28 protein-coding genes, 1 pseudogene and 1 riboswitch are annotated in these 24,076 nt (G+C 54.7%); of the genes and pseudogenes, 22 read left to right on the top strand and 7 right to left on the bottom strand.

The annotated features are described in order from the left end of the window. Window positions 1-20: 20 nt before the first annotated feature. Genes MOST_RS13815 through MOST_RS13805 form a run of 3 tightly spaced genes read left to right on the top strand, consistent with a single transcriptional unit; the run spans window position 21 to window position 2,015 of the window. Window positions 21-803, top strand: a complete 783-nt coding sequence (locus MOST_RS13815; RefSeq protein ID WP_208974784.1) for a metal ABC transporter ATP-binding protein — start codon at window positions 21-23, stop codon at window positions 801-803. Further along, on the top strand, window positions 790-1,599 hold the full coding sequence (locus tag MOST_RS13810) for a metal ABC transporter permease (protein ID WP_054935625.1): 810 nt from the start codon (window positions 790-792) through the stop codon (window positions 1,597-1,599). The genes MOST_RS13815 and MOST_RS13810 overlap by 14 nt, the downstream gene beginning before the upstream one ends. Then, a complete protein-coding gene (locus tag MOST_RS13805) occupies window positions 1,590-2,015 on the top strand; it encodes a Fur family transcriptional regulator (RefSeq protein WP_054935624.1) in 426 nt (141 codons plus the stop codon). The genes MOST_RS13810 and MOST_RS13805 overlap by 10 nt, the downstream gene beginning before the upstream one ends. A gap of 18 nt (window positions 2,016-2,033) precedes the next feature. Here MOST_RS13805 and MOST_RS13800 read toward each other — a convergent pair whose 3' ends face one another. Next, entirely contained in the window at window positions 2,034-3,794 is a 1,761-nt protein-coding gene (locus MOST_RS13800; protein ID WP_054935623.1) for an alpha amylase N-terminal ig-like domain-containing protein, read from the bottom strand. 211 nt (window positions 3,795-4,005) lie between these two features. Here MOST_RS13800 and MOST_RS13795 point away from each other — a divergent pair, with 211 nt between their 5' ends. The 9 genes from MOST_RS13795 (at window position 4,006) to MOST_RS13770 (ending at window position 11,988) form a co-directional block, all read left to right on the top strand. After that, window positions 4,006-4,455 (top strand): DUF4912 domain-containing protein, encoded by a 450-nt coding sequence (locus MOST_RS13795; protein WP_054935499.1) that lies wholly within the window; start codon window positions 4,006-4,008, stop codon window positions 4,453-4,455. Window positions 4,456-4,614: 159 nt separating this feature from the next. Beyond that, entirely contained in the window at window positions 4,615-5,871 is a 1,257-nt protein-coding gene (locus tag MOST_RS13790; protein WP_129588692.1) for a glycoside hydrolase family 57 protein, read from the top strand. Beyond that, window positions 5,868-6,524 carry a DUF1957 domain-containing protein gene (locus MOST_RS18045; RefSeq protein ID WP_129588691.1) on the top strand — a complete coding sequence of 219 codons (657 nt, stop codon included), beginning with the start codon at window positions 5,868-5,870 and terminating at the stop codon, window positions 6,522-6,524. Before MOST_RS13790 ends, MOST_RS18045 begins: the two co-directional genes overlap by 4 nt. Next, complete coding sequence (locus MOST_RS17010; protein ID WP_161952854.1) at window positions 6,521-6,709, top strand: glycogen/starch synthase; 189 nt, start codon at window positions 6,521-6,523, stop codon at window positions 6,707-6,709. The genes MOST_RS18045 and MOST_RS17010 overlap by 4 nt, the downstream gene beginning before the upstream one ends. Then, window positions 6,652-7,890 (top strand): alpha-glucan family phosphorylase, encoded by a 1,239-nt coding sequence (gene glgP / locus MOST_RS13785; protein WP_054935500.1) that lies wholly within the window; start codon window positions 6,652-6,654, stop codon window positions 7,888-7,890. Before MOST_RS17010 ends, glgP begins: the two co-directional genes overlap by 58 nt. Then, on the top strand, window positions 7,872-8,201 hold the full coding sequence (locus MOST_RS17335; protein WP_161952853.1) for a glycosyltransferase family 1 protein: 330 nt from the start codon (window positions 7,872-7,874) through the stop codon (window positions 8,199-8,201). Before glgP ends, MOST_RS17335 begins: the two co-directional genes overlap by 19 nt. 33 nt (window positions 8,202-8,234) lie before the next feature. After that, entirely contained in the window at window positions 8,235-8,591 is a 357-nt protein-coding gene (locus MOST_RS13780) for a CBS domain-containing protein (protein ID WP_054935502.1), read from the top strand. A 30-nt stretch (window positions 8,592-8,621) separates the two neighbouring features. Then, window positions 8,622-10,682 (top strand): 4-alpha-glucanotransferase, encoded by a 2,061-nt coding sequence (gene malQ / locus MOST_RS13775; RefSeq protein ID WP_244266958.1) that lies wholly within the window; start codon window positions 8,622-8,624, stop codon window positions 10,680-10,682. A 94-nt stretch (window positions 10,683-10,776) separates the two neighbouring features. Next, window positions 10,777-11,988: a S8 family peptidase gene (locus MOST_RS13770; RefSeq protein ID WP_129588690.1), complete on the top strand. Its 1,212-nt coding sequence runs from the start codon at window positions 10,777-10,779 to the stop codon at window positions 11,986-11,988. On the opposite strand, the gene MOST_RS18615 is transcribed toward MOST_RS13770, so the two are convergent. From MOST_RS18615 to MOST_RS13740, 6 genes are all read right to left on the bottom strand, one after another. Beyond that, window positions 11,980-12,423: a protease complex subunit PrcB family protein gene (locus MOST_RS18615; protein WP_054935505.1), complete on the bottom strand. Its 444-nt coding sequence runs from the start codon at window positions 12,421-12,423 to the stop codon at window positions 11,980-11,982. The two genes, MOST_RS13770 and MOST_RS18615, sit on opposite strands and share 9 nt — an antisense overlap. Continuing rightward, entirely contained in the window at window positions 12,398-14,071 is a 1,674-nt protein-coding gene (locus MOST_RS13760) for a bifunctional diguanylate cyclase/phosphohydrolase (RefSeq protein WP_054935506.1), read from the bottom strand. Before MOST_RS13760 ends, MOST_RS18615 begins: the two co-directional genes overlap by 26 nt. Before the next feature lie 137 nt (window positions 14,072-14,208). Continuing rightward, on the bottom strand, window positions 14,209-14,340 hold the full coding sequence (locus MOST_RS18610; RefSeq protein ID WP_083476429.1) for a cyclic lactone autoinducer peptide: 132 nt from the start codon (window positions 14,338-14,340) through the stop codon (window positions 14,209-14,211). 18 nt (window positions 14,341-14,358) lie between these two features. Then, window positions 14,359-14,979: an accessory gene regulator ArgB-like protein gene (locus tag MOST_RS13750; protein WP_054935622.1), complete on the bottom strand. Its 621-nt coding sequence runs from the start codon at window positions 14,977-14,979 to the stop codon at window positions 14,359-14,361. Next, window positions 14,973-15,368 (bottom strand): hypothetical protein, encoded by a 396-nt coding sequence (locus MOST_RS13745; protein ID WP_208974772.1) that lies wholly within the window; start codon window positions 15,366-15,368, stop codon window positions 14,973-14,975. Before MOST_RS13745 ends, MOST_RS13750 begins: the two co-directional genes overlap by 7 nt. A 161-nt stretch (window positions 15,369-15,529) precedes the next feature. Then, the gene (locus MOST_RS13740) at window positions 15,530-17,881 is read right to left on the bottom strand and encodes a CHASE4 domain-containing protein (RefSeq protein WP_054935508.1); all 2,352 of its coding nucleotides are present in this window, start codon (window positions 17,879-17,881) and stop codon (window positions 15,530-15,532) included. Between the two features lie 387 nt (window positions 17,882-18,268). On the opposite strand from MOST_RS13740, the gene MOST_RS13735 reads away from it, so the two are divergent. The 10 genes and pseudogenes from MOST_RS13735 to MOST_RS13690 all read left to right on the top strand — a co-directional run bounded on the left by MOST_RS13735 (window position 18,269) and on the right by MOST_RS13690 (window position 23,764). After that, window positions 18,269-18,646, top strand: a complete 378-nt coding sequence (locus MOST_RS13735; RefSeq protein ID WP_054935509.1) for an iron-sulfur cluster assembly scaffold protein — start codon at window positions 18,269-18,271, stop codon at window positions 18,644-18,646. 3 nt (window positions 18,647-18,649) lie between these two features. Next, on the top strand, window positions 18,650-19,069 hold the full coding sequence (locus MOST_RS13730) for a Fur family transcriptional regulator (protein ID WP_054935510.1): 420 nt from the start codon (window positions 18,650-18,652) through the stop codon (window positions 19,067-19,069). Between the two features lie 290 nt (window positions 19,070-19,359). Then, window positions 19,360-19,977, top strand: coding sequence for an FmdE family protein (locus MOST_RS13725; RefSeq protein ID WP_054935511.1), 618 nt, complete (start codon window positions 19,360-19,362; stop codon window positions 19,975-19,977). A gap of 114 nt (window positions 19,978-20,091) precedes the next feature. After that, a pseudogene (locus MOST_RS18605) lies at window positions 20,092-20,220 on the top strand (iron ABC transporter substrate-binding protein); the annotation flags it as partial. Window positions 20,221-20,497: 277 nt separating this feature from the next. Further along, window positions 20,498-20,893: a DUF5320 domain-containing protein gene (locus MOST_RS13715; protein ID WP_054935513.1), complete on the top strand. Its 396-nt coding sequence runs from the start codon at window positions 20,498-20,500 to the stop codon at window positions 20,891-20,893. A gap of 152 nt (window positions 20,894-21,045) precedes the next feature. Next, window positions 21,046-21,429 (top strand): NifB/NifX family molybdenum-iron cluster-binding protein, encoded by a 384-nt coding sequence (locus MOST_RS13710; RefSeq protein ID WP_054935514.1) that lies wholly within the window; start codon window positions 21,046-21,048, stop codon window positions 21,427-21,429. Continuing rightward, window positions 21,423-21,785, top strand: a complete 363-nt coding sequence (locus tag MOST_RS13705) for a NifB/NifX family molybdenum-iron cluster-binding protein (protein ID WP_054935515.1) — start codon at window positions 21,423-21,425, stop codon at window positions 21,783-21,785. Before MOST_RS13710 ends, MOST_RS13705 begins: the two co-directional genes overlap by 7 nt. Then, window positions 21,751-21,981, top strand: a complete 231-nt coding sequence (locus MOST_RS13700; protein WP_244266966.1) for a ferredoxin family protein — start codon at window positions 21,751-21,753, stop codon at window positions 21,979-21,981. Before MOST_RS13705 ends, MOST_RS13700 begins: the two co-directional genes overlap by 35 nt. A gap of 15 nt (window positions 21,982-21,996) precedes the next feature. Continuing rightward, entirely contained in the window at window positions 21,997-22,863 is an 867-nt protein-coding gene (locus MOST_RS13695; protein ID WP_054935576.1) for an ATP-binding protein, read from the top strand. Continuing rightward, window positions 22,841-23,764 (top strand): ATP-binding protein, encoded by a 924-nt coding sequence (locus tag MOST_RS13690; protein ID WP_054935517.1) that lies wholly within the window; start codon window positions 22,841-22,843, stop codon window positions 23,762-23,764. The genes MOST_RS13695 and MOST_RS13690 overlap by 23 nt, the downstream gene beginning before the upstream one ends. 52 nt (window positions 23,765-23,816) lie before the next feature. Beyond that, window positions 23,817-24,076, top strand: a riboswitch (cobalamin riboswitch). This riboswitch is flagged as partial in the annotation.

Here is a 24,076-nt window from a genome sequence, read left to right as displayed (position 1 = left end):
CGCCTGTTAACAGGTAGCGTTTGCAGAAAGATGGTGACGGTATGGTTTATCGCCGGAATGAACGGGAAGTGGTTCGGCTGGTAGATGTTACCTTTGCCTATAACAGCAGCCCTGTTCTTGAGAGAGTTAATCTGGCGGTAGAGGCAGGGGAATTTTTGGCTCTTATTGGCCCCAACGGTGCTGCTAAATCCACCTTGCTCAAGATAATGGTGGGACTCTTACGACCAAAAGATGGGGAAGTAAGGCTTTTTGGCCAGGATATCAGGCGCTTCCGGGATTGGCACAGGATAGGTTACATTTCCCAAAATGCCAGCCATATCAACACGTCCTTTCCCGCAACCGTGGCCGAGGTGGTGGCTTCGGGATATTACAGCGGCTTAAAGGGGCTGTTTGACGGGAGCGCAAGAAAAAGAATGGTTGATGAGGCGCTGGAACTGGCAGGCATAAAGGAGCTGGCCGGCCGCCTGATCGGGGAACTTTCCGGCGGCCAGCGCCAGAAGGTCTTCCTGGCGCGAGCCCTGGTTAAAAGGCCGGCGGCCCTGTTTCTTGATGAACCTACTACTGGCATAGACGTTTCTTCCCGGGAGGAATTTTACCGGCTCCTGGCGCATTTAAACCGCGAAAAGGGTCTGACGGTAATTATCGTTACCCATGATATAGGAGCTGCTTTTTCCAGGGCGCAAAAGATAGGCTGCGTGCGTGACCGGAGCGTTTATATCCACGAAAAGCTCAGCGAAGTGGACCAGGACCACATTGCCGAAGTGCTGGGTTACCGGATAGGAGAGAACCATGTTTATCTTTAGCTTCGATTTCATGCAGCGGGCGTTCATAGCCGGGCTGATTACGGCTATTCTCGCCGCCACCCTGGGCGTTTTTATAGTTTTAAGACGCCTGTCCCTGGTGGGAGATAGCCTGTCCCATGCCAGCCTGGCTGGCGTGGCCGGCGGCATGCTTTTAGGTTTTTACCCCTTTTATGGCGCGCTGCTGGCCGCCGCTGGCGCCGCCCTGCTGATTGAGTTCATCCGCCGGGCTTTCCCCCGATATGCTGAAGTAGCCTTGGCGGTAGTCATGTCTAGCGCCATGGCCCTGGCGGTGGTAATGATCAGCCTGAAAAAAGCTTTTAATGCCGATCTTTTTTCTTATTTATTCGGCAGCCTGGTGGCCGTATCCCCGGCCGACGTGGCGGTTATTGCCGGCGCCGGTATATTTATTCTTACATCTATAGTTTTTCTTTACCGCGAGCTTTTTGCCATTACCTTCGACGAAGAGGCGGCCCGCCTGGCAGGGATACCAGTAGCCGCCGTAAACATATATTTTACCCTGCTCACGGCCCTTACCGTGGCCCTGGCGGTACGGGTAGTAGGGACGCTCTTAGTATCAGCCCTGATGGTTATCCCGCCGGCAGTTAGCCTGCAGATTGCCCGCAGCTTCAAGGCGGCCTTTGGTATAGCCATAGGAGTCGCTCTCCTGGCGGTCATCACTGGCCTTTATGCCTCGTTTATTTTTGACCTGGCTCCAGGAGGAACCATTGTTCTCATTGCCTCGGCCATCCTGGTAGCAGTCATGGTAGCGAAAGGAGCAATTAACAGGTGGAAATAGAAGAAATGTTAAAGCAAAAAGACCTCAAGGTAACCCCCCAGCGAAAGGCCATACTCACGGTACTTGAAAATACGCGCTCGTTCCTGAGCGCCCAGGAGTTGTTTCAAGAGGTTATCAAAATCCTCCCGGGAACAAATTTTTCCACGGTATACCGCAACCTTGATGTACTGCTGGGCAAGGGTCTCTTGTGCCGTGTCCCCTCGGATACCGGTGCTGATTTATATGAACTGCGGCGGGAGGAAGGGCACCACCATCACGCGGTATGCAAGGGCTGCGGGGCTTCTATTCCCGTCGAATTTTGCCCCATGGCCACAATGGAAAAAGAACTGGTCAGGAAGGGTTTTCTTCCCACGGAACACTGCTTCGAAGTTTACGGGTTGTGTCAAAGGTGCCGTGATGGGAAGGGCAATCAATAAGAAGACGGCAGGCGGAAGTTAGCAGGCAATGAGTATAGCACCCGCATTGGCTTCCAGGGTGAGGCTGATCTTGCCCCCCTGCACTTCAAAGCAGCGGCCGCTCAAACCGTCCTGCCAGGTCGTACCGTCGGCAATTTCCATTTCTCCTACTGCCAGGTTGATGCTCTGGGGCAAATCGCCGGCATTTAAAATCACGATCACCTTTTCCCGGGCCAGCCGCCGGGCATAGGCGTAAACTTCGGCCCGGTCATCGGTAAACAAGGGCTGGAAATAACCGCGCCTTAAAGGCGGCAACCGGTGCCGCAGGGCAATCAAGCGCCGGTAAAAGTTGAGCAGGTCCTGGTTCCAGGCCTGTGGTTCCCAGGGCATGGTCCGGCGACAGTCGGGATCCGGGCCGCCGGTCATTCCCACCTCATCTCCATAATAAATCAGGGGGGCGCCGGGATAGGTGAACTGCAGGATTAGAGCCGGCCGCAGGTGGGTGACGGCTTCGGCATAGCTGCCGGTATGGCCGGGGAGCCTGGCCAGGCCTTCCTGGAAAGCGGTAATCACCCGCGCCGTGTCATGGCTGCCCAGGAGGTTTAACAGGGCAAAGTTGGCCGCCTCCGGGTAGCGCAGGCGGATCAAGCCCAGAAGATAGTCCAGGGTGGAAATGGGAAAACGCCGCCTGGCGAAGTAATCGAGGACCAGGTCGCGGAAGAGATAGTTCATAACGCCGTCAAAGAGGTGGCCCTGGAGCCAGAAACGGGCGTCGTGCCAGATCTCACCGACAATATAGGCCTGGGGGTTGGTTTCTTTTACCTGACGCCGGAATTCCCGCCAGAAGGCAGGTTCGATCTCGTTGGGTACATCCAGGCGCCAACCGTCAGTACCGGCCTCCCGCAGCCAGTAGGTGGCGACGTGGAGCAGGTAATTGCGTACCTCGGGGTTGCTGGCTTTCAGCTTGGGAAGGCTGGGAATATCCCACCAGCAGGTATAATTTGGTCGGGGTTCGCTCCTGACGGGAAAGTCATGGAAATAATACCAGTCCTTATAGGGAGAACTGGCCCCACGGGCGACTACATCCTTAAAGGCAAAGAACTCCGTCCCCGTATGGTTAAACACTCCATCCAGGATCAGGTGCATGCCGGCAGCGTGGAGGGACTCCACCAGGCGGCGCAGGGCAGCCGCATCTCCCAGGGCGGGGTCAACGGCCAGGTAGTCGCTAGTATTATAGCGGTGGTTGGAAGGGGAGGCAAAGATGGGGTTCAGCCAGAGGGCGTTGACCCCTAAAAATTTTAAATAGGGTATTTTGGCCTGGATGCCCTCCAGGTCGCCGCCGAAAAAGTTTTCCCTGGTGGGGGCTTCACCCCAGGGCCGGGTCCCGGGAGGGTCATTGGCCGGGTTGCCGTTGTAAAAGCGGTCGGGAAATATCTGGTAGGAGACGGCGTCGTAAATCCAATCCGGGACGGTGAAGATATCCGCTGCCGTCCAGCGGTAAGTGAAAGGCCGGACACCTTGCCCGTCAATGCCGGCGAAAAAGTATACCGGTCCCGCACCTTCTACCTCTTGCCTGAAAAAATAACGGCACTTCCAGGGGCGGGAAAGCTCGATTTCTGCCTGGTAATAGAGGTAACGGGGGGTCCGGGCGTAAACATGCATGGGAGCGGTTTGTAGGCCCCGGTCTTCGTAAACTACCTGGCAGTGCTGTTTTTCCTGGCGGCGGGTTTTCAAGCGCAGGAGGAGTTTACCGGGCGCCAGGGGCTGGCAAAAACGCGGGGAAATACGGTGAAGGAGCAAGGCCAGATTCACCTCCTGCCAGGGCATTTCATTTGAGCGTCCACCGGCGAACCGGTAGAGATTATTATGCACGAAAATACAGTAAAAAGCAAGGCTAAAGGAGTTTGACGGGAAATGAAAAATATGGTACCATATAAATAGCGAATGGTTATAATTATTATTAAGTTATATTTAAGAAGATATGAAAAATGCATTAAGAGGGGTGAAAGGGGTGCTTGAACTTGCTGATGGCTTCCGTCAAAATGCCTTGGTCTGTTTACCCCAGGACTTACATACCCTCTACGTTTATTGGGACTTTACCCCTCAAAGAATCCAGAACTTACATGACTTTTTCAGTATAGTAAAGCCGGAAATGAAGTTAACCTTACGCCTGCGCCGCCTTGATGCCCTCCTGCCAGAACAAGAACTAACCTTAACTACCCTCGAACCTGGTGGATGCTATTTTTACAACCTCGAGGCCCATACCGGTTACTACGTCGAGCTTGGCGCCATAAGCCAGGCGGGTGAATTTGTCCTCTTCACCCGTACTCCCGTACCCCATACCCAACTCGTCGGCAAGGAGTCTCCCACCTCCAATTTCGTTACCCAGGCGCTTACCCTGGGGCAGGAATGGACAATCCTCCTGGAGGAGCCTCCTGACAGAATTTTTAGCTGGTCCTGAAAGAGGTGTTCCAGCGGACCTTTAACCCTTGATAATCCTGCGACACTGTATCTCAACCTTGCTTTATTTGCGCCCCGTCCCGGTACGTCCGCAAGTTTGCGGGGCTGCCAGGGAAAGGCAGGCCTAAAAGTAGAGAATATAGTTGAGGGGGCTTCTAAAATGGCTGCCTGGGAAAGCAATCGTGCCGGTTACCTGGCCCTCCTGCTTCATGCCCACCTGCCCTATGTGCGTAACCTGGAGGAATATATAAGCCTGGAAGAAAAATGGCTTTGCGAGGCCCTGACGGAATCTTACCTGCCCCTCATCTTGAGCTGGGAACGTTTGGCTCTAGAGGGAATAAACTTTAAACTCACTTTATCTCTGTCCCCAACTTTAATTAGTATGTTAATTGACCCGCGCCTCCAGGAGCGTTACGGCCGCTACCTGGATATCCTTAAAGGATTGGCCACCCGGGAAATGGAGCGGACGAAATATGATCCTGTTTTCTCCCCCCTGGCTAATTTTTATTATGAGCGCGTCAGTGCCATTGACGGGGCATTTAAAGAAACTTACCAGGGTAATTTGCTGGCACCCTTAAAAAGATTACAGGAGCAGGGCTACCTGGAAATTATAACTACTTGCGCCACCCATGGTTACCTGCCCTTGATGCTGACCAGGGAATCCTGGCGGGTGCAGGTGCGGGTAGCCTTAGATCTTTTTGCCGATATCTTTGGCCGCCGGCCGGCTGGGATGTGGCTGCCTGAGTGCGGTTACACGCCAGGCCTCGAAGATATCCTGCAGGCCGAAGGGATTAAATACTTTATTGTCGCCAGCCACGGTTTGTTAAATGCCGTTCCCGGGGTGACAACGGCCGTTTATGCACCGGTTAAACTCACCGGCGGGGTGGCCGTTTTTGGCCGGGACTGGGAGACTTCCCACCAGGTCTGGAGCCGGACGGAGGGCTATCCCGGTGATCCCCTGTACCGGGAGTTCTACCGCGATATTGGCTACGACCTAGACTTTAGTTACCTGGAACCTTACCTTATCGGAGGTACACGGGGTGATACCGGCTTAAAATATTACCGCATCACCGGCAAGACCGAATGCAAGGAGCCCTACGATTTCCAGGCGGCCAGGGAGCGGGCCCGGGAGAATGCCCGCGATTTTCTGGCCAACCGGGACCGGCAGCTGGCCTGCTGGGCCGGTGTTATGTCTGACAAACCGGTGGTAGTTGCGCCTTACGACGCTGAACTCTTCGGTCACTGGTGGTTTGAGGGATCGGCCTGGCTGGAAGACGTCCTGCGCCTGGCGGCCGGGCCGGATTACCAGACCGGGTTGACCACCGTGGCGGCTTACCTGGAGCAATACCCGCCCCGCCAGGAGGTGGCTTTAGGGCCTTCCAGCTGGGGGAAGGCGGTTACAATCGTGTTTGGTTGAATCCGGCCAATGACTGGCTTTACCCCTATCTCCACCGGGCCGAGAACACCATGGTAACCCTGGCTGCCGTTTGCTCCCATCCTACTCCTCTACAGGAACGGGCCTTAAACCAGGCCGCCAGGGAGCTGCTCCTGGCCCAGAGCAGCGACTGGCCCTTTATCCTCACCAGCCAGACGACGGCAGCCTATGCCCGCCGTCGCCTGGAGGATCACCTGGGCAATTTCTTTAAGATCTGCCGGGATTATCAAAACAACAACCTTGACGAGGATTTTTTATGTGCTTTGGAAGACAAGGACAACCTTTTCCCGCGCCTGGATTTCCGCCTTTATCGCCCGCAAGGGCGCGGGCTATCGGTAAATTACCCGCCAGGCAGGGAAAGACCGGTAATCCTCATGCTGAGCTGGGAGTTTCCCCCTCATCATGTCGGTGGTCTGGGTATCCACGTCCGTGATCTGGCGGGAGCCCTGGCCCAAATGGGGGTTAAGGTCCACATCCTCACCCGGGTACCAGGCCGGGAAGCGTTCACGACAGTTCAAGAAGGAGTATACATCCACTACCTACCTACATACCAGCAGCCGGAGGTGGAAATTGATTTCCTGTCCTGGGTCCTGCAGTTCAACCTGGCCCTGGCCGACTACGGGGAACCCCCTTGATCCTGCATGCCCATGATTGGCTGGTGGCCTGGGCGGCCCGGGAACTCCAGGAAGCTTGCGGCGTCCCCCTGGTAGTTACCATTCATGCTACTGAGTACGGCCGTAACAAGGGACTGCATACCCCTGGTTGGCGTCAGCCTCCTGTACCGGGAGGTCTACTTCCGCCAGCGCCTCGACCGCCATAATTTTTACGACCTGCCCCTGGAACTGGAACGCCGGGCCGGACGGCAGTCCCCTTACCATCCAGGTAGCCTTCCCGGACCGGGAGGTTAAGGCGCAGGTCTGGCGGGCAAAGGTCGGCCGCCTGAATCTCTACCTCCTGGATGCCGATTGCCAGGACAACTGGGAGGCTGATCGGCGGATTACCGACCGGCTTTACGGCGGCGACCTGGAAAAGCGCATCCAGCAGGAAATCCTCCTGGGTATTGGCGGGGTACGGGCGTTGGCGACCCTGGGTATCGAAGCAACCATCTGCCATTTAAACGAAGGCCATTCGGCCTTCCTGGCCCTGGAGCGCATCCGCCAGTTACAAGAGAAGCACGGCCTGGATTTTGCCGCGGCCAGGGAACTGGCCGCCAGCGGCCACATCTTTACTACCCATACCCCGGTGGCAGCCGGTATCGACCTCTTTCCACCCTACTTGATGGACAAGTATTTTACAGATTATTACCAGTCGCTGGGGCTTTCCCGCCAGGAATTCCTGGCCCTGGGCCGCCAGGATCCCAACAACCAGCAGGAGCCCTTCAACATGGCCGTCCTGGCCTTGCGCCTGTCGGCCTGGGCCAACGGCGTCAGCCGTCTCCACGGCCGGACGGCCCGGAGGATGTGGCAGGCTGTCTGGCCGGAAGTCCCGGAAGGGGAGATACCTATCGGGGCTATTACCAACGGCGTTCATACCCTCAGCTGGGTAGGGAGCAGGATGGCCTCCCTTTACGACCGCTACCTTGGCCCCGGCTGGCGGGAAGACCCGGCGGAGGCGGCCAACTGGGCCGGAGTTGAGCACATACCGGCGATGGAGCTGTGGCAGGCCCACGAAGAGCAGCGGGAAGAACTGGTGGCTTTTATCAGGAAGAAGCTGGCGGCGCAACTGGAAGCCAGGGGAGGCGGTTCGCTGGAGATTGCCGGCGCCGGTGAGGTCCTGCATCCCCGCGCCCTGACCATTGGCTTTGCCCGCCGTTTTGCTGCTTACAAGCGGCCGGTCCTTCTCTTCAGCGACCCTGAACGCCTGGCCCGGCTTTTAGGGGATCCCCGGCGGCCGGGTTTTACCAGCGCCTGGAGGCCGGGAGGCAGGAGAGGGCCAGGAACCTGGCCGCCTGGAAAAGCAGGGTGCATGCAGGTTGGCCCCAGGTGCGAGTGGAAAGGGTAGAGGATGATGGGGGGAGGGATCTGGCCGTTGGGAGTACTTTAACCGTCCGCGCCTGGATTTTCCTGGGAGCTTTGCAGCCTTCGGATGTAAAAGTAGAAATCTATCACGGGCCGCTGGATGCTGGGGGAGAAATTATAGCGGGAGAAAAGGAAACAATGAATCTAGTTCAGGAAACTGGTGAAGGCAGGTATTTATACAGCGGGGTGATTTTCTGCCGCCGGGCCGGGCGCCAGGGCTATAACGTGCGGGTGTTACCCTGCCATGTTGATCTGGCCCATCCTTTTCAGACTGGCCTGATCCTGTGGGGATGAAAATATTTTTCCAGGGAAAGGGGGGAATATATTATGCTGGCCAGGGATATTATGACCACGGAGGTAATCGTGATCAACGCCTCGGCCCGGATTTACGAGCTGACCAGGTTGCTGGCGGAGCACAAAATCAGCGGGGTACCGGTATGCGATGACGGCAATCGCGTGGTGGGAATCGTCACGGAAGGGGATTTGATCGGTTTAAAGAATGGTAACCGGGTGCGGGATATTATGAGCCGGGAAGTCGTTGGCGTTGACGCCGAGATGCCAGTAGAAGAGGTGGCCGCTATTTTACATGAAAAGAAAATCAAACGGGTACCTGTCTACAGTAACGGCCGCCTGGTGGGCATCATCAGCCGGGCCGACATTGTCGCCGCCATGGCCAGGAAATAAATCGATAAGGCAACCGAGAGGGCTATGTCTTTGTTAGTAAAAGAGTTGCGTCTTTTGTACCGGCTATGCCGGTTGTATGGCGTGGAGCCTGCCTATCGCGACGTGGAGGGTAAACTCCGGGCAGCCGGGCCGGAGACGTTACTGGCGGTGCTGCGGGCCCTGGGGGCGCCGGTGGCGGGCCTGGCTGACGTTCCCGGCGCCCTGCGGGAGCGGCGGCTGCAATACTGGCGACGTTTCTGTGAGCCGGTAGCTGTAGCCTGGTCCGGCCGGCTGCCGCACCTGGAGCTACGCTTGCCCGTCCAGAGGGCAACCGGGCCCCTGGAGTGCAGGCTGCGCCTGGAAGACGGCCGGTTATGGCAGCTGGTAATCGACCCGGCCCGCCTGCCTCTTATCCGGGTTACCGAGGTGGAAGGGGTAGCCTTTGAAGCCAGGCAGCTCACCCTTCCCGCCAGGCTGCCCTGGGGTTACCACCACCTCCATTTGCGCCTGCCGGGCCTTACCAGGGAGGTATTGATTATTGCCGCCCCCTCCCGGGCCTGGTACCGGGCAGCAGGCCAGGGGGAACACCTCTGGGGCTGTTTTTTGCCCCTCTATGCCCTTCATTCGTGCCGGAGCCTGGGGGCAGGGGATTTCGGCGACCTGGAGGCCCTATCCATCTGGGTTAACAAGCTGGGTGGCAACTTTACCGCTACTTTACCCTTTCTGGCAGCTTTCCTGGATGAGCCCTTTGACCCCAGCCCCTACCAGCCGGTTAGCCGCCTCTTCTGGAACGAGTTTTACCTGGATATTTCCCGCCTGGAAGAGGCACAGCAGTGCCAGGAAGTGCGGGACTTGCTAAACTCGGCGGCGGTCCAGGAGGAGATAGCCTCTTTGCGGGCTGTGCCCCTTGTCGACTATCGCCGGGGGATGGCCCTGAAAAGACGCCTGTTGGCCCTCTGTGCCCGCATTTTTTTTACTGGCAACACCGGTGGCCGGGCGGAGATGGAAGCCTGGCTGGCCGGCAACCCGGCAGCCCGGGACTACGCCCGTTTCCGGGCCGCCGTCGAAAAACAGCACGCCACCTGGACTGAGTGGCCCTCCCGCATGCGGGAGGGTTGCCTCAAAGAAGGCGATTACGATACGGAAGCCATGCAATATCACCTGTACGTCCAGTGGCAGGCCCACCGGCAGGTGAAGGCCCTGGCGGCTTGCGCCCGGCGCTCCGGCCCGGGCTTATACCTGGACCTGCCCCTGGGGGTCCACCGTGAGGGCTATGATGTCTGGCGCCATCGCCAGGATTTCGCCCTGGCGGCCAGCAGCGGCGCCCCGCCGGATACCTTTTTCCGCCAGGGGCAGGAGTGGGGGTTTCCTCCCCTGCACCCGGAGGGGATCCGGGAAGACGGCTACTCCTATTACATTGCCTGCCTGCGTCATCACCTGCGCCACGCCGGTATCCTGCGCCTGGACCACGTCATGGGTTTGCACCGCCTTTATTGGATACCTAGGGGCCTGGCAGCCACGGAGGGGGTTTATGTGCGCTACCACGCCGGGGAATTTTATGCCATCCTGGCCCTGGAGTCCCGGCGCCACAGGGCCATCCTGGTGGGCGAAGACCTGGGAACGGTGCCCGGTTACGTGCGCCTGGCCATGACCAGGCACAATATCAACCGCATGTATGTCCTGGCCGCGGAGTACACAGGAAATCCGGGCCGGGCCCTGGGACCCGTACCTCCCGGGAGCCTGGCCAGCCTGAACACCCACGATATGCCGCCCTTTGCCGCCTTCTGGCGGGAAAGGCAAAAGAGCGGCCGCCAGCGGGCGGCCTTACCGGTCTTCCTTTATAACCGCGGCTTTTTGCAGGTGGCCACAACAGCGACCGGGAGTCTCCTGCGGGGGTGCCTGGCGTACCTGGCCGCCAGCCCGGCGCGTTTGCTCCTGGTCAACCTGGAAGACCTTTGGCTGGAGACGGAGCCCCAGAATATCCCGGGTACAGGCACCGGCTACCCCAACTGGCGGCGTAAAGCCCGCTACAGCCTGGAGGAGTTCACCCGGCAGCCAGAGGTGGTATCGCTCCTGCGGGATGTTAACTACTGGCGAGGTGCTGCTGAGTAATAGCTTCCCTGACGTAAACAAAAATCTTGACAGCCCCCCTAACTTAATAAAAAATATCTAAAAAGAATATCTAGCGAAAAGGAGAGGACAGGCTTTGCGAAAGTTGTTGACGCGTTTGTTTTTATCTTTAGCAGGTATAATTTTAACTTTACTATTTGCTTCTACTAGTAGTTTCTCAGCTACCAACCCCTTTTTAATTCCCGGCCAGGATGACACGCCCGCTTCGGAGCAAATTCTCGTTAAATTTAAACCCAGCATACCTCAAGCCGTTAAGGAGAGGATACATGCTCAAAATGATGCCCAGGTAATTGACGCTATCCCTGAGATAGGAATAGAAGTAGTTAAAGTAGCAAAGGGAAAAGCCCGGGAGAAGGTGGCCAATTACAGCAGCAGTCCCCATGTGGAATTTGCCGAGCCAGACTACATAGCCCGCGCCGTCTTCATTCCTGATGATCCCTATTTTGAGAAACAGTGGGGGATGGCCGAGATTCTGGCACCGGATGCTTGGAAGGTGACCAAGGGGAGCCGGGAAGTAAAAATCGCCATTCTAGATTCCGGGATTGACCAGGACCACGAAGACCTGAGATCCCAAATTGTGGCCAACGTTGATTTTACCCCTAGCAAGACGGTAGATGATAAATTCGGTCATGGTACTCACGTGGCGGGAATTGCTGCAGCGGCCACCAACAACGGCAAAGGGGTGGCAGGTGTCGGCTTTAAGTGCAGCCTCATGAACGTTAAAGTATTGGGCGATGATGGGAGCGGTTACTATAGCTGGCTGGCCAAGGGTATTATATGGGCCACAAAAAATGGGGCCAAGGTTATTAATATTAGCGCTGGTAGCCACAGGCCGTCTAAGGTATTAGAAAAAGCTATCAATTATGCCTGGAGCCAGGGAGTGGTCCTGGTTGCCGCAGCTGGTAATGACAATTCCTCAGCTCCCTTTTATCCCGCTTTTTATACCAATTGCATCGCAGTAGGAGCTACAGACGAAAACGACAGCCGCGCGTTCTTTTCTAATTATGGGCCCTGGGTGGACATTGCCGCACCGGGTTTAAACATCTTTTCTACCACCCCCAACCACGACAACTATATTCACAATTATGGCATAGCCCTGGGCTACGACTACCTGTCAGGGACCTCTATGTCCAGCCCGCAGGTGGCCGGAATAGCAGCTTTAGTCTGGGCCGAGTATCCTGGCTTGAGCAATGCGGAGGTAAGGAAGAGGATCGAAGAAGGGGCGGATCCCGCAGGGGGCTTTGATCCGCCTATAGGGCGGGCTAACGCCTATAAGGCTTTACGGTGAAACATTAGTTTCGAGGCGGGCTAGTTCTAACCCCTTTTCTGCCACAAAGATAAACGTTAGCAGCCCGCGGGGAGATAAAGCAGTTTTAGCTACCTCAGCGACCATTAGGGGGTGAGTGACAACCTGGGGATAAAATTTTAGGGGTTCCGGCTCGATAAACTTTATTTTTATAATAACTTCCCAATCATGTTGGGCTATTTGCGAAATTGAGATCTTATAACCAGGATTGGGTTTTATCCCCCAACAGGCGAGGAGATAAACATTTTGGCTAAAGTCTGCTCCCTTGGGGGCTCCATGGTAATACTTTAGGTAGTTTTCTTCAGTAAGCACTAAAAAATGCGTTTCCGGGGAAGGTATGGCCCAGGAACCGGGATGGGGCAGGAGACGGAAGGGTATAGAAGCATCCCTTCTACAGATAGGTCTTCCGCTTTTCATATGCTTCTTTCACCGCTTCCAGAAAGATTTCTACGAGCAACGGGTCATAGTGCCTACCAGCATACCTCTGCAATTCTTGGCTGGCTTGTGAAAAGGTCAACGCCTTCTTGTAGGGGCGGTCGGTAGTCATGGCATCGAAGCTGTCGGCCAGGCGCACAATGCGCGCCGGGAGCGGGATTTCCTCTCCCTTTAAACCATCCGGATAACCAGAGCCATCGTAGTTTTCATGATGGGAGCGAATAATCGGTGATATATCTTGGAAAAATAGTAAAGGTTTGACTATTTCGCTTCCTAATATTGTATGGTTTTTCATGATCCCCCATTCTCTTTCGGTTAAAGAAGCTGTTTTATTTAGGATAACGCTCTCAACTTCGATCTTACCCAGGTCGTGTAAATAGGCACCGTAGCGCAAGGTATTTTTTTCTTCTTCGGAGAGGGGTAATTTCTTCGCTAGGGCCAAAGAATAAGACATAACCCTCTCTGAATGACCGAAGGTGTAGCGGTCTTTGATATTTATCAGCGCCACCAGGGTCTGGAGGGTAGGGAAAGCTTCCTTGACTTTTAAGTGGGTTATCTCGCTTATTATAGAATAATAAAGGTAAGCATCACCTCGCGAGTACTTGGTTCTGTATAGATCATTTTCTGCCGCCCTCACCAGGGACGAAACCCCGTCAGCGTCAGCCGGGTAGCTTGCTAATCCTGTAACAATGGTAAAGGGCTTAAAAGGCGGCGTCCTTTCACTCTCCAGCAAGGAAACGGTAGCCTGGCTTACTATTTTTTCTTTTATATGCGAAGTCACCCTGGCAGCCTCAATTTTTTCTTTTCCTGGAAAAACCAGGACGAATTCATCGCTGCCGTAGCGGGCTGCATAACACGGCTCTTTGATTTCCTCCCCCAATAGGTGCCCGATGTTGGCTAAAATTTCGTCTCCCTTCTGGTAACCGTAAACCGTGTTAAAGTACTTAAATTGATCTATGTCTAATAAGGCAAAGGATACAGGAAGATTTTCCGCTGCCGCTTTTTGCAAGGTTAGGGCCAGCTTTTCCTGCAGGTAGCGGTGGTTGTACAGTCCGGTTAATTGATCGTAATCGGCTATCTGGAGCAACTCCTGCTGGGTTTTCCTTTCTACTTCCATCAGCCCGCCCACCAGCCATGTGAGCAGGAGATTAACGCCGGTGATGATGGAGTTTGTTTGGAAAATTTCGGGAGGCAAATAATTATGCAGCCGGTAATCCAGGAAAAAAAGGAGGGCGCTGGCCAGAACAGCGGCTGCTGTCCCCCCCAGCTTGCCCAGGCTGGTGGAGGCGATTATGGAGGGGACCAAAATCAAAACCTTGGCCCCGAAAAAATTATGGCTGTACCAGAGAAAGATAAAGGCCAAAGGGAAAATGACGGCCAGCAGCAAAATCTCATCTATCTGCGGCTGTTCCAGAGTAGTTATCCTGGGGAGGAGCTTGCCGGCAGTATACGCTATAATTGTTGCAGCGAATATAATAAACATAAATAGCAAATACAAACGCAGATGAAAGCCTAACGGTAGATTATAAAAGCTGAAAACGATCATTAAAAAAATCAAAAGGCTGACGATATGGGTAACTAAAATATACTCGGATATCTCTTGCGCCCTCTTTTGTTCCCACTTGCGCATCGACGCTTCTCCTGTTGCCAGAATTAAAGCTGAGAGGTCTCCTATTTTCTTCACTTGACTGGACTGGACCCGGGAGCCCCAATAGTCTAAAAAAATTTCGTACCGGGAAGGGCGGGGCTTCCCGGTACCAAAAAGCTTTACTTGCGGAGGGACCTGGGCACCTCGGGCTGATGGAAAAAGAATACACAAGTCGGCTTGACCCCAATAGCAGCGGCGAAAGCCAAAACGCTGAATGCGGCAGGCAAAAGCCGGTAAAGTAAACGCTTCATCCTCTCTTACCTCCCTACTCACGGTGAGATTATTTCATCTATGAGAGTGGCAAACCGGTGTCCCGCCCTGGTTAAAGTAAAGGTCTGCCACCATAGACCCAGGCTCAGGGCCAGGACTACGGCCGGGACCCCGGCCGTAGCCAGCAGGACAATTTGTACGACGGCGATAAAAAATATGCTGGTGACGGATAATCGGCGCATTCTCTGGCGGTATTCCGGGGAAAGAAGGGGTTTGGCCGGAGAATCTACCGGGGCCAGGCGCCAGACGAAGGCTAACGATAAAAGCGAACCCAGGATAACTATTATGAAAAGGTGAAAAGAGTTCAAAAGAGGTGCCACCACTAGAGATATTTTCCCCAGGGCCGGGGAAACAACTGCCCCCAGCAGGGTGCAGGTAAGGGGCGACCGGCTGTGGGCCCCGCCGGACCACAGGCGCAGGAAAGCTCCCGTTAAAGTAGCGGCCAGGGTGGTATATAGGCAGCCTAAAAGCCAGCCTACCAAGCTGATGGACAGCAAGCTTATAAGGGGATAGATAATAACTTGCAGCCCATATAGGGCGATCTCTTCCTCCTCCGGGGTTAAATTGAGCTTCTCCTTCAAGTAGGCTGCAGCCGGCCGGCTCAGGTTAAACCTTAACAAATCAATCTCCTCTTCTGGTTATAATAATTCTTGACTAAAGCCAGGACCAACAATAGTACTGTGTAGGGAAGGGCAAAGGCTGCTCTCAAAAAAGGATTGGCGAAGACTTCCTCATATTCTAAACCGGTAAAGTTTAAAAGTGGTTGCGAGTATATTAGCTCGGCTGTGGCTATGAGAGCAAAGCATAGCAGGACGGCCAAAAATATTTTGGACAGTTGAGCGCGGGTGAAAAGCCGGGTATAGGTAGCCAAGGATAAGATCAAAATTACCGAATGCACGCCAAAGGTGATGGGCAGAAGGCGCACCAGGTTGGTAAGGGCCTGCAACAGGGCAATGGCAAGAACCTTTCTATCTTTTATCCGCAGGTTTAAAAGGCTAAAGACCGCCATCGTTAGTACCAGGCTCTCGGGAAAATCCTGGAGAAGCAAAGAATATAAGATGGCTGGAAAAGCTTCTTTAAACAGCTTAGGACACCTCGGCCGCCGTATTTTTTCTTCCATGAAAGTTTATTCGACAGAAAAGCTTTTTCTCCTGCCAAAAAAAAGCAAAGTTACCCTCCCAACTCGGTATTCAGGTACATTTCCTGCAGCCTTTCAGCGTGCCCTGCAGTAATGTAATCCTTTTCCTTCAGGGCTGCCAGCAGGGCGCCAACGATCAGGTTTCGCGCACTGGCCCGGTTCAGGAGCTTGTTGCGGTACATGAGGTCGTCGGCCTTCTTGAAGGTTTCTTCCAGGGATTCCGCTGCGTTCTGGCAGGTGGCCACCCCTAGGGAGAAGTGCAGGGGCAGCTCGGGATGTTTTTTATTGGAGGCCTCGATGGCCGAGCGGATCCGCTGGGCAAGGTCCTCTCCAGTTTTTTCGCCTGTTTTGGGCAGGATGGCGGCGAATTCATCCCCCCCAATGCGAGCCACAATATCTGAGCGGCGCAGGGAGGTTTTTAGAACACCGGCGCAGGCCTGTAACAGTTCATCGCCTTTAGCGTGGCCCAGGGTATCGTTGACCAGTTTTAGGCCGTCCAGATCCGCCACCAGGATGGTTATGGGATATTCCCGGCTGCCAGACAAGCGCCTGAGCTCTTCCTGAAAGAAGGCCCGGTTGTAGAGGCCCGTTAAAGAATCGTGCAGGCTTAAGAACCTTAACTGTTCCTCGTAGCGCTTGCGCTCGGTGATATCCAGGGTTGCCTCCACCGCCCCTATGACTTTTCCCTCTTTATCCTTCACCGGCGTGGCGGTAATGCTCCAGAAGCGACCGTCCGGGGAGGTTACCTCACCTGTGCATACCTGGCCGGTCTCCATAGCCTGGACCACCGGGCAGCCGGGGCAGGGAGCGCTTTTTCCTTGCCATATTTCGTGGCATTTGGCTCCGAATAGCTCCTCGGGGTTCTTACCCACGGATTGGCCGGCAGTCCGGTTGGCCCAGATGACGTGCATGTCCCGGTCCAAAAACGCGACCATCTCGGTAAGGCTGTCAAGAATCAGAGATTTTTCGGCCATTAACCTCTGCAGCTCTTCTTCCAGGATTTTACGCGGGGTGATATCGGTCAAAAAATGCAGGGTAGCGGCCTGCCCTTCCCACTCGATTACCACGGAGTTGGTCTCCATCCATTTGACGCTCCCGTCCTTGGCAAATATCCTGAAAGAGCAGGCATATAGAGGGCTTTTTTTCTCCAGCAATTCCCGGTAGTGCTGTACGGTACTTTCCCTGTCTTCGGGATGAATGAAGTCCAGGAAAGGTCTGGATAGAAGTTCTCCTGCCGTGTAGCCCGTGTGGGTCAGCGTTGCCCGGTTGACAAAGGTAACCACGCCGTCCTGGACCACGATGATGGTTTCAGTGGCGTTATCTACCAGAGAAGAGCATTTCTTTTCCTTCTCGCCTAGTTCCCGTTGGTATTCCTCAAGCCTTTCCAGCATTTTGCTGATTTCAGAGGAAAGAAGGGCAAGCTCATCCTTTCCCTCCAGAAGGGGTATTCCGGGGGCAGGGGAGGGAGAGCGGCCGATGCCAGTAACTGCGGCGGTAAGCCGGGCCAGGCGGGAGAGAACCGCCCGGTCCAGCCAGAATAAGGCAAGAAGGCAGCATAAAGCCGCCGCCAGCGCAAGAAAGAGGCTGAAGGCTTGTCTTGCGGACAGGAACGCCTGAGCGGCGCGCCGGTAGGAGTTCGCCTGAAGGATTAAGGCGCTTTCACCCTGCAAATCCTTAATGACGGCAAAGCCGGCGCTCTCCTCCGGGGAAACAATTTTTACGTAAAATGGTTCTCCGTTTTTAAGGGTTCCCGCTGGCTTGAGCTCGCGGAAGTCGATGGCCTCCGGTGGGTGAAGGGAGAGGGGGAGGCGGGTGATTTCCGAGAGCTCTTTTAAATCCTTGTCCCTTAAGGTGCGGGCGAAGATAAGGGTCCCCCGGGCGGGGCCGCTGCCATCACTTTTTAAAACGGGCCTGGCGGCCAGCAGCACCGGCCCTTGTGGCGTCACCACCACCCCTTTACGGCCGCCTGTTTGGTTATGGGCTGTAAAAACAATGCCGGGAGGCAAGGGTATTTCTTCGCCCGCTTCAGGGTCGTATCCTCTGGCGTATACTATTTCTCCCCTGGTATTTAGGAAAACTACATAATTAAGCCTCAAAATTTCAAACACGTTATCGACCAGGTTTTTTTGTATATATTCCCGGTTCCTGTCCTCCACGAAGCTATACGTGTCGTCCCAGGTAGCCCAGTCTGTGGCAGATTTATCCAGCGCCGCTATTTCCCTTTCCAGGGCCTGCAGGGCCCGCTCCACATTCTCTCGGATACTTTCGTTTTCCAGCTTACCTGCAATATTCCCTGCTATAACATGAGAAACAGCAAAAAAAATAAGGGCAAGAAGGGCAAAGACGGCGCAGAAAACAAGGAGTACTTTGGTTTTTAAGGACATCCCCATATCTCTCCTCAAGTCTTTAGCGGTAGCCGGGTCCCCTGCTGCTGCGAGGGTAGAGCGGCCAGCCTCCGCTGCGGCGGTTACCCTACTATTTATCAATCGCATTTTGAAATTGGTGATAGAAATTCGACATTTTCCTCCATATACCTGCAGACAAAGGGAATTTTACGCAGCGTCTCTTTTCGCGTGGTCCACATAAGCCGATGAGGGACACTTTCGTGAGCTAAGCCAAAGCAGGCGTAGGATTAAAACTGGGGATAGCCAGCCTTTAATATTTATTGACATGGGGTCATAATACGGGTATAATATTAATGAACAAATGCTCGTTAACAGATGAAAGATTAATACTTTAGCTGCAGCTGGATTTTCAGGGGGCAAGAGATAATGTACGGTGAACTACTTCTCGATCATTTTTTAAACCCGCGCAATGTAGGCAGCATTAAAGATGCGGATGGTATTGGCACTATAGGCGATCCTGGCTGCGGCGATTACCTTTGTGTCTATATCAAAGTTCAGGATAACCGCCTGGTTGACGTTAAGTTTCAGGTGTACGGGTGCCCGGCAGCTATAGCTACCAGCAGTATCCTTACGGAAATGGCTAAAGGGAAAACCCTGGAGGAAGGCCTGCAGATCACGGATGCTGATGTGGCGGCAGCCATTGGTGGTTTACCGGAAATCAAGCTGCACTGCTCTAACCTGGGCGCCAGCGCCCTTCATGAAGCCATCCTTAACTATCAAACGAGAATGAAGGCTGGTGGTTAGGAAATGACTGCCGGGACAGTTTTGGACCTAGGGAAGTTTCAAGAAAGCGAGCGGCGTTTAACGCCCCAGCGCCAGGCGGTACTTAAGGCCTTCCTGGAATTATCCCAGGAACACCCGACGGCAGAGGCTATTTACCAGGCGGCGCGCCGGTATTGCCCGACGGTAGGGATAGCCACTGTCTACCGTTCACTGGATCTCTTTGTCCAGATGGGCCTTATTCAAAAAGCCCCCTCTTTGAATGGGACGGCCCGGTATGAGACCCAAAAAGTTCCTCATAATCATTTTGTCTGCCTCAAATGTGGACGTATTTATGAATTTGATAAAGCTCAAAGGCCCGTGGTAGACAAGAACATAGAAAAAGAGGGTTTTGAGGTTATCAGTTCATCTACGGTTTGCTTTGGTTATTGTCCCGCCTGCCGTTAATAAATGAGCCGCCTCCGTGCTCCTTTTCGTTAAAATACCCCGGGCGGTAAATACCGCCCTGGTCCTGGAGGTAACCTCCGGGGCCATTTTTATTTCACTGTAACAGCCGCGAACTGAACTTATGTTTTAGGACTTTTATAATTGACCAGCAGGAATCTGGGCTTGCATAGCGAAAAGAGTAAAAGCAACCATGAAGGTTGTTGATGTAACCACGGAGGGTGCTAGAACCCCTGGAGGGGTACCTGAAGTGGTTATTTTTTATATTTTAATTAAGGAAGGAGCAGGTAAAAATGGATTTTTCCCCAACGGAATGGGAAAGGGCCGTGGCCTTTCACGGGCATAGCTGCCCCGGCCTGGCCATTGGCTACCGGGCGGCAAAAATTGCCCTGCGGGAACTGGCTGCCGGCCGGGCAGGCGATGAAGAGCTGGTGGCCATTGTGGAAACCGATGCCTGCGGCGTGGATGCCATCCAGGCGCTTACAGGTTGCACCCTGGGTAAAGGCAATCTCCTTTACCGGGACTACGGCAAGCATGTATTTACTATTGGGGATAGGAAGACTGGTGCTGCCGTCCGGGTAGCCTTAAAAAGTGGAGCCTGGCAGGAAGACGAGAGTTACCGAAGCTTGCGGGAGAGGGTTTTTAGCGGCCAGGCCACGCCGGCGGAAAAGGAGCTCTACGGCCGTTATCAGGAACAGCGTTTGCAACATATCCTGGAGGCGCCGGAGGAGGAAGTATTTAAAGCAGAGCATGTAGAACTGGCCATGCCGGCGAAAGCCCGTCTTTTTAATTCCGTGACCTGCGCTTTTTGCGGGGAGCCGGTAGCAGAAGTCCGGGCCAGGGTAAAGGAGGGGCGCTATGCCTGCATCCCTTGTGCTGAAAATTACAGCCGCGGCTGGGGGGTAAAGTAACCTTTTTACTTTTACTTTGCCGGTAGTGGACTCTGGACGAAGTTGGGGGCGCACCATGAATGTTTTTTGCCCCCGGGGTGCAATCCGCATAGTTTGACCAGGAGAAAAGGAAATGTTGCCGACGCTTATTACGCCGGCAAAGTGATCTTCCCCGAAAAGTTTAATGACATCGATCCGGCCAGGAAAGCCGACGAGATTTACCAGTTCCTTTTAGGCCAGCCTTTGTATGTGGCGGAGAGCAAAACATTGCCGCCGTGGTGGTCATGCACGACCTTAACCTGGCTTTACGGCGTGCCAGTAGTGATTGAAAAAATGAGAAACATATCGGTAATTGTACCGCTGGGTTAGCTTTTAATATTATGACAGCCTAGGCAGTTTGCCATCGAACCCTGGAGATGACCTCCGGGGTTTTTTAAAATGGTTGCTAACCTGGGCGTACCTTTGCATTTTATTATTGACAAATGGCCATAATAGGTTTATACTAATAATGAACATAAGACCGAAAGGAGGGAGAAGGAAGATGCCACGTGGTGACAGGACTGGTCCCTGGGGGCTGGGGCCACGCACCGGCCGCGGCGCCGGGTATTGTAACGGTTTCCCCGTACCGGGCTTTATGAATCCTGCTTTCGGCTTTGGACGGGGCCTGGGTCTGGGTCGCGGCCGCGGGCTGGGTTTGGGCCGCAGGTGGGCCTGGGGTTTTTTCCCGCCAGCTTATGGCTGGTTACCCGCAGGCTGGTGGGGTGCACCCTTTCCCGGTGCCGTCCCGCCCCAGGGCGCGGCGCCTGAGGTGGAATTTTTAAAGCAGCAGGCAGCCATGCTGGAAGGCCAGCTAAAAGCGGTCAAAGAACAGCTGAAGGCTCTACAGCAGGAAGAGCGGAAAAGCGAGTCCCGAGATCCGGAACAAGAAGACCTGTAAGTAAATCTAAAAAGCAAGGCCGGGTCAAGCGTCACCCCGGCTCTTTTTGTTTTCGCGCCAGGAGGTTGTTTTAATATTTTATTGACATAAGGTCATAATAACTATATAATGCTATTGGACAAATGCCCGTTATAGGAAAGGAGGCGAATTTTATGAAAGTGGCTATTACGGCCCAAGGGAAAGATCCGGCGGCACCGATGGATCCTCGCTTCGGCCGCTGCCAGTATTTTGTTATTGCCGATACGGAAAAAAGTACCTTTGAGGCCGTAGCCAACGATAACCTGGCCGCCGGTGGCGGGGCGGGAGTGGCTACAGCCCAGGCCTTGGTTAACCGGGGTGTAGAGGTTGTCCTCACCGGAAATGTCGGGCCCAATGCCCTGCGGGTTTTACAGGGCGCCGGGGTTAAGGTTTACTCAACTACAGCGCCGACGGTCCAGGCGGCGTTGCAGCAGTGGCAGGCCGGAGGGGCCACGCCTTTATCCCAGGCTACAGTAGGTTCTCATTTTGGTATGGGTCGAGGAGGTAATAGATGGTGAAGATCGCCGTAGCAACCGAGGGGAAAATGGTGGCCGAACACTTTGGCCATTGTTCCCAGTACAGCCTGTTTACTGTGGAAGATGGGAAGATAAGCAGTAAAGAAGTCATTGCCAATCCCGGGCATCAGCCAGGTTTTTTACCAGGTTATCTGGCAAATTTGGGCGTTAACTGCGTTATTGTCGGCGGCATCGGCGCGCGCGCCGTGGAATTGTTTGGTGAGCGGGGCATTGAGGTAATAAGCGGTGCTTCCGGCCCGGTAGAAGCGGCAGTGAATGCTTACTTGAGCGGTAATCTCAAGAGTACCGGCAGTACCTGCAGCCATGACCATCAGGGGCACGAAGGCTGCCGGGGTTAAAATTTTGGGAAAGGAGCGCGATAACATGGCAGCCAGGGTTGACGAGGATAAGTGCACCGGCTGTGGTAGCTGCGTCGAGGTTTGCCCGGTAGAAGCCATTATTGTGGAAGAAGTAGCAACTATTAATGCCGACGAGTGCCTGGAGTGCGGCGCCTGCGTTGATGAGTGCCCGAATGAAGCTATAAGTCTTGATTAAAGTGTGGTGAAGCAGATGCTTGTCACTGTGGCCAGCGGCAAAGGGGGCACGGGGAAAACGACCATTGTGACCAACCTGGCCCTGGCCCTGGTAAAGAAAATGCCGGTCCAGGTCCTGGACTGCGATGTAGAAGAGCCCAATGCCCATCTCTTCCTGCATCCGGTGTTTCAGGAAGAAGAGGAAGTGACCCTGCTGGTCCCGGAAGTGGACAATACCAAATGTAACGGCTGCGGCAAGTGCAGCGAGGTATGCGCTTTTCACGCCCTGGCCGTCGCTGGGGGCAAGGTCATGACCTTTCCGGAAATGTGCCATGGCTGCGGCGGCTGCGCTTTTGCGTGTCCCCGGGGGGCTATTAGCGAAAAGCCGCATCGTATCGGGGTAGTGGCCCGGGGCCAGGCCGGCAGGATTGATTTTGCCCACGGCAGGATTGACGTGGGCGTGCCCCTGGCACCCCCGGTGATCAGAGCAGTCAAAAGGCTCGCCCGCAAGGAAGGGCTCACCCTTATAGACGCCCCGCCGGGCACTTCCTGCCCGGTGGTAGCCGCCGTGAAGGACAGCGATTTCTGCCTGCTGGTAACAGAACCTACCCCCTTCGGCCTCAATGACCTCAAGCTTGCCGTCGGCATGGTGCGGGAACTGGGTATTCCCTTTGCGGTGGTTATCAACCGTTCCACCCTGGGTGACCTGCGGGTGGAGCGTTATTGCCGCCAGGAGAGAATCCCCATTCTGCTGAAAATCCCCTTTGACAAAAGATATGCTGCCACCTATGCCAGGGGGAGATGCCTGGTGGAAGAATATCCCGACTGGGTGCCGGCCTTTGTCGGCCTCTGGCAGGAGATAGAGAGGCTGGTGTCACAGCGTGCAAGAGCTGCTGGTAATTAGCGGCAAAGGTGGGACAGGTAAAACATCTATCGCAGCCGCCCTGGCGGCCCTGGCGGAGGATAAAGTCCTGGCTGACTGCGATGTCGATGCCGCCGACCTGCACCTGCTCCTGCGGCCAGAGGTGGAGAGCGTCAATGAATTTTATGGTTCCAATAAAGCGGTTATTGATGCCGGGCGCTGCACCGGGTGCGGCCGGTGTATGGAAGTTTGCCGGTTTGGCGCTATCACGAAGGCAGCACCCGTAGCAGGAGAAGAAAATAGTGCTTACGGCTCCAGGGGCTCCATTTTTCAGGTGGATTCTCTATCATGTGAAGGTTGCGGGGTCTGCACCCTTACCTGCCAGGCAGGGGCCATTACCATGAAACCCAACCTGGCCGGGTACTGGTATATTTCAGAAACACCTTACGGCCCCCTGGTGCATGCCCAGCTCGGCCTGGCCGAGGATAATTCCGGCAAGCTGGTGACGAAGGTACGCCAGGAAGCGCGGCGGCTGGCGGAGGAAAATAAGGCCCGGCTGATCATTACCGATGGCCCGCCCGGCATCGGCTGCCCGGTCATATCTTCCCTGACCGGGGTAACCCTGGCCCTAGTGGTGACGGAACCGACGGTAGCCGGCTGGCACGACCTGGAGCGGGTGGTTAAACTGGCCGGCCACTTTAAAGTGCCGTTGGCCGTTTGTATTAACAAATATGACCTGGCCCCGGAGAAAAGCCGGGAAATTGAGGCTTATTGTTATGAGCAGGGCCTTACCATAGCCGGCAAAATACCTTTCGATGCCGACGTGGCCAGGGCCCTGGTCAATGCCGTACCGTTGACGGCCTGTTCCCAGGGGGCGGCAGCAAATGCCGTCAAAGCCATGTGGGATAGCTTGCTGGTACAGCTGGGAAGGGTGGGAAAATAGTAAGCTGGACGTTATTGCTAAAAAATAAACACAACTTGCAGGTAAAAAAAGTTCTTGCCGGGAGGATTTTGGTAGTATTTGTAGAATGATCATACTAAAGAAAAACAAATAACCGCACAGGCATCAAGGGAAGCCGGTGCAAATCCGGCGCGGTCGCGCCACTGTAAGGGGGAGTGACCCCGCAGCAGGCCACTGGCCCAGCACTCAGCAAGATCTCTACCGCTACGGGTTATCTTCTTTAAGAAGTACCCGGGACGGTGCAACTGAAGGGGCTGAGTGCTGGACTGGGAAGGCGTGGGGGAGCGTTGAACC

The organism is Neomoorella stamsii (assembly GCF_002995805.1).
Taxonomy (GTDB): domain Bacteria; phylum Bacillota; class DSM-521; order Neomoorellales; family Neomoorellaceae; genus Neomoorella; species Neomoorella stamsii.
The sequence above is the reverse complement of the archived record's forward strand: the minus strand, read 5'-3'. Positions and strand labels throughout refer to the sequence as shown.

Coding starts and splice junctions, on each gene's coding strand:
- MOST_RS13810 (WP_054935625.1), top strand. CDS start 790: ATGTTTATCTTTAGCTTCGATTTCATGCAGCGGGCGTTCATAGCCGGG.
- MOST_RS13790 (WP_129588692.1), top strand. CDS start 4,615: ATGGCTGCCTGGGAAAGCAATCGTGCCGGTTACCTGGCCCTCCTGCTT.
- MOST_RS13780 (WP_054935502.1), top strand. CDS start 8,235: ATGCTGGCCAGGGATATTATGACCACGGAGGTAATCGTGATCAACGCC.
- MOST_RS18615 (WP_054935505.1), bottom strand. CDS start 12,423: ATGAAAAGCGGAAGACCTATCTGTAGAAGGGATGCTTCTATACCCTTC.
- MOST_RS13760 (WP_054935506.1), bottom strand. CDS start 14,071: ATGCGCAAGTGGGAACAAAAGAGGGCGCAAGAGATATCCGAGTATATT.
- MOST_RS18610 (WP_083476429.1), bottom strand. CDS start 14,340: ATGAAGCGTTTACTTTACCGGCTTTTGCCTGCCGCATTCAGCGTTTTG.
- MOST_RS13745 (WP_208974772.1), bottom strand. CDS start 15,368: ATGGCGGTCTTTAGCCTTTTAAACCTGCGGATAAAAGATAGAAAGGTT.
- MOST_RS13740 (WP_054935508.1), bottom strand. CDS start 17,881: ATGTCCTTAAAAACCAAAGTACTCCTTGTTTTCTGCGCCGTCTTTGCC.
- MOST_RS13735 (WP_054935509.1), top strand. CDS start 18,269: ATGTACGGTGAACTACTTCTCGATCATTTTTTAAACCCGCGCAATGTA.
- MOST_RS13730 (WP_054935510.1), top strand. CDS start 18,650: ATGACTGCCGGGACAGTTTTGGACCTAGGGAAGTTTCAAGAAAGCGAG.
- MOST_RS13725 (WP_054935511.1), top strand. CDS start 19,360: ATGGATTTTTCCCCAACGGAATGGGAAAGGGCCGTGGCCTTTCACGGG.
- MOST_RS13715 (WP_054935513.1), top strand. CDS start 20,498: ATGCCACGTGGTGACAGGACTGGTCCCTGGGGGCTGGGGCCACGCACC.
- MOST_RS13710 (WP_054935514.1), top strand. CDS start 21,046: ATGAAAGTGGCTATTACGGCCCAAGGGAAAGATCCGGCGGCACCGATG.
- MOST_RS13705 (WP_054935515.1), top strand. CDS start 21,423: ATGGTGAAGATCGCCGTAGCAACCGAGGGGAAAATGGTGGCCGAACAC.
- MOST_RS13700 (WP_244266966.1), top strand. CDS start 21,751: ATGACCATCAGGGGCACGAAGGCTGCCGGGGTTAAAATTTTGGGAAAG.
- MOST_RS13695 (WP_054935576.1), top strand. CDS start 21,997: ATGCTTGTCACTGTGGCCAGCGGCAAAGGGGGCACGGGGAAAACGACC.